The sequence below is a fragment of the Streptomyces sp. NPDC055078 genome (assembly GCF_053607985.1).
This window is the reverse complement of record NZ_JBSGUP010000895.1, coordinates 1-2,655: the sequence shown is the minus strand read 5'-3', so window position 1 is coordinate 2,655 and position 2,655 is coordinate 1. Positions and strand designations below refer to the sequence as shown.

At 73.6% G+C, this 2,655-nt stretch carries 3 protein-coding genes; all 3 read left to right on the top strand.

The window, feature by feature from the left end; all coding sequences use genetic code 11:
• Positions 1–148: 148 nt before the first annotated feature.
• Positions 149–751, top strand: a complete 603-nt coding sequence (locus ACWF94_RS38305) for an AAA family ATPase (protein ID WP_453499549.1) — start codon at positions 149–151, stop codon at positions 749–751.
• Positions 752–967: 216 nt separating this feature from the next.
• Complete coding sequence (locus ACWF94_RS38300; protein ID WP_453499547.1) at positions 968–1,888, top strand: Rossmann-like and DUF2520 domain-containing protein; 921 nt, start codon at positions 968–970, stop codon at positions 1,886–1,888.
• On the top strand, positions 1,885–2,655 hold a 771-nt coding region (gene panC, locus ACWF94_RS38295), incomplete at its 3' end, for a pantoate--beta-alanine ligase (RefSeq protein ID WP_453499545.1). The genes ACWF94_RS38300 and panC, both read left to right, overlap by 4 nt.

Below are 2,655 nucleotides of genomic sequence, written 5' to 3'. Positions count from 1 at the left end.
GGCCCGCCACCCGGCCCGCGTCCTGAGGGCCGCGCCGAGGTGTCCCGAGACCGCCTCGTACATCAACACCACGATCACCATCACGATCGCGGTCCCGCTGCGAACCCGGCGCCTCCATCCCTCAGGGCGGCCGTTTAGGGTCGCGGACATGCTTCTGTGGATCAACGGCCCTTTCGGGGGCGGCAAGACGCAGACCGCGTTCGAGTTGTACCGGCGGCTGCCCGGCAGTTTTGTCAGCGACCCCGAACGGGTCGGTTTCGGCCTGCACGGCATGACGCCGAAGCAGCTGAGGGGGGACTTCCAGGATCATCCCGCCTGGCGGCAGGGGGTGTTTGAGGCGCTCGACTTCACCCTCGGGAGATACGACGGCGTGGTGATCGCGCCCATGACGCTGGTCGAACCCGCGTACTTCGACGAGACCGTGGGGCGGCTGCGGGAGTCCGGGCACGAGGTGCGGCACTTCACATTGCTCGCTGAGCGCGGGACCGTCCTGCGGCGGCTGTCCGAACGCGGCCTGGGCACCGGTCTCAAGCGGGAGAGTTTCGCGGTCGAGCGGCTGGACGGCTATCTGGAGCGGCTGGGCGACGAGCGGTTCGCCGAGCACATCCACACCGACCGGTTGAGTGTGCCGCAGGTCGCCGATCGGATCGCGGCATCGGCGGGGCTGCGACTGCTGCCCAATACGGACGGCCCGGTCCGGCACCGGCTGCGGAAGGCGTGGACCGGCCTTCGGCACATCCGTATCGTCTGAAGGTCCCCATCGGGGCGGATCTGTCAGATCCTGCGCCGTCGCCCGTCCGCCGTCGCCCGTCCGCCGCCGCCCGGCCGCCTCGCCCGGCCGCGGCGCCCTGCGCGGATCATCACCCACAGCCTGTGGACAACCCGGGGGGCGTCCGGGGCGCTGGCGTAGCATGACGGGCACATCGTCCGGTACCCACCGCGGACTGGAACGGAAGGCCCGCACCGCGTGAATGCCACAGCACCACATGAACCGCTCGACCCACGGGACCGCCCCGCCCGGCTGGCCGTGGGGGTCGTCGGCGCGGGCCGGGTCGGGCCGGCGCTCGCCGCGGCGCTCCAGCTCGCGGGGCACCGCCCGGTCGCGGTCTCCGGAGTGTCCGACGCCTCCGTGCGCAGGGCGGCGACCCTTCTGCCCGATGTCCCCCTCGTCCCGCCCGCCGAGGTCCTGGCCCGTGCCGAGCTGGTGTTGCTGACCGTCCCCGACGACGCGCTGCCCGCGCTGGTCGACGGCCTGGTCGAGACCGGTTCCGTACGACCCGGAATGCTGCTGGTGCACACCTCCGGGCGGTACGGCGCGCGGGTGCTGGACCCGGCGACCCGGGCGGGCGCGCTGCCGCTCGCGCTGCACCCCGCGATGACGTTCACCGGGACGAGTGTGGATGTCCAGCGGCTGGCCGGGTGCTCCTTCGGGGTGACCGCTCCGCCCGAGCTGCGGCTCGCGGCCGAGGCACTGGTCATCGAGATGGGCGGGGAGCCCGAGTGGATCGAGGAGGGGGCCCGCCCGCTGTATCACGCGGCCCTCGCCCTCGGCGCCAACCACCTGGTCACGCTGGTGGCCCAGTCGATGGAGCTGCTGCGTACGGCGGGGGTGGAGGCACCCGACCGGATGCTCGGCCCGCTGCTCGGCGCGGCCCTCGACAACGCCCTGCGCTCCGGGGACGCGGCCCTGACCGGCCCCGTCGCCCGGGGTGACGCCGGGACCGTCGCCGCGCATGTCGCCGAGCTGCGCAAGCACGCGCCCGCCACCGTCGCCGGCTATCTCGCGATGGCCCGCACCACCGCCGACCGGGCGCTGGCCCACGGTCTGCTCAAGCCGGAGCTGGCCGAGGACCTCCTCGGTGTGCTCGCGGAGGACGACCAGCGATGAGCCGTACCGCCGCCAGCCGTGCCGCCGCCAGCCGTGCCGCCGCCAACCGTGCTGCCGCCGCGAGCCGTACTGCCGCGAGCCGTACCGCCGCCGACTGCGCACTCGTACCGACCCCGGACGATCTCGCCCACACCCTCGACCGCTGCGCCGTCCCCGGCCGTACCGCCGTCGTCATGACCATGGGCGCCCTCCACGACGGCCACGCCGCCCTGGTGCGCGCCGCCCGCGAGCGGGTCGGCAGCGCGGGCTTCGTCGTGGTCACGGTCTTCGTCAACCCGCTCCAGTTCGGCGCGGGCGAGGACCTGGAGCGCTACCCCCGTACCCTCGACGCCGATCTCGCGATCGCCGCCCGCGCGGGCGCCGACATCGTCTTCGCACCCGCCGCCGACGCGATCTACCCCGATGGACAGCCGCAGGTCCGCATCAGCGCGGGCCCTATGGGCGAGCGCCTCGAAGGGGCCTTCAGGCCCGGCCACTTCGACGGCATGCTGACCGTCGTCGCCAAGCTCCTCCATCTCACCCGCCCCGATATCGCCTTCTACGGGCAGAAGGACGCGCAGCAGCTCGCGCTGATCCGCCGGATGGTCGGGGATCTGAACATCCCGGTGGAGATCGTCGGGGTGGAGACCGTCCGCGAGGACGACGGACTGGCCCGTTCCAGCCGTAACCGCTTCCTCGCCCCCGCCGAGCGGTCCACCGCGCTCGCCCTGTCCCGGGCCCTGTTCGCCGCCCGCGACCGGCTCGCCGCCCAGCAGGCACTGCACGCC

What these genes read in the sequence shown, in the direction of transcription:
- ACWF94_RS38305 (WP_453499549.1), top strand. Translation starts at nt 149, where the DNA reads ATGCTTCTGTGGATCAACGGCCCTTTCGGGGGCGGCAAGACGCAGACC.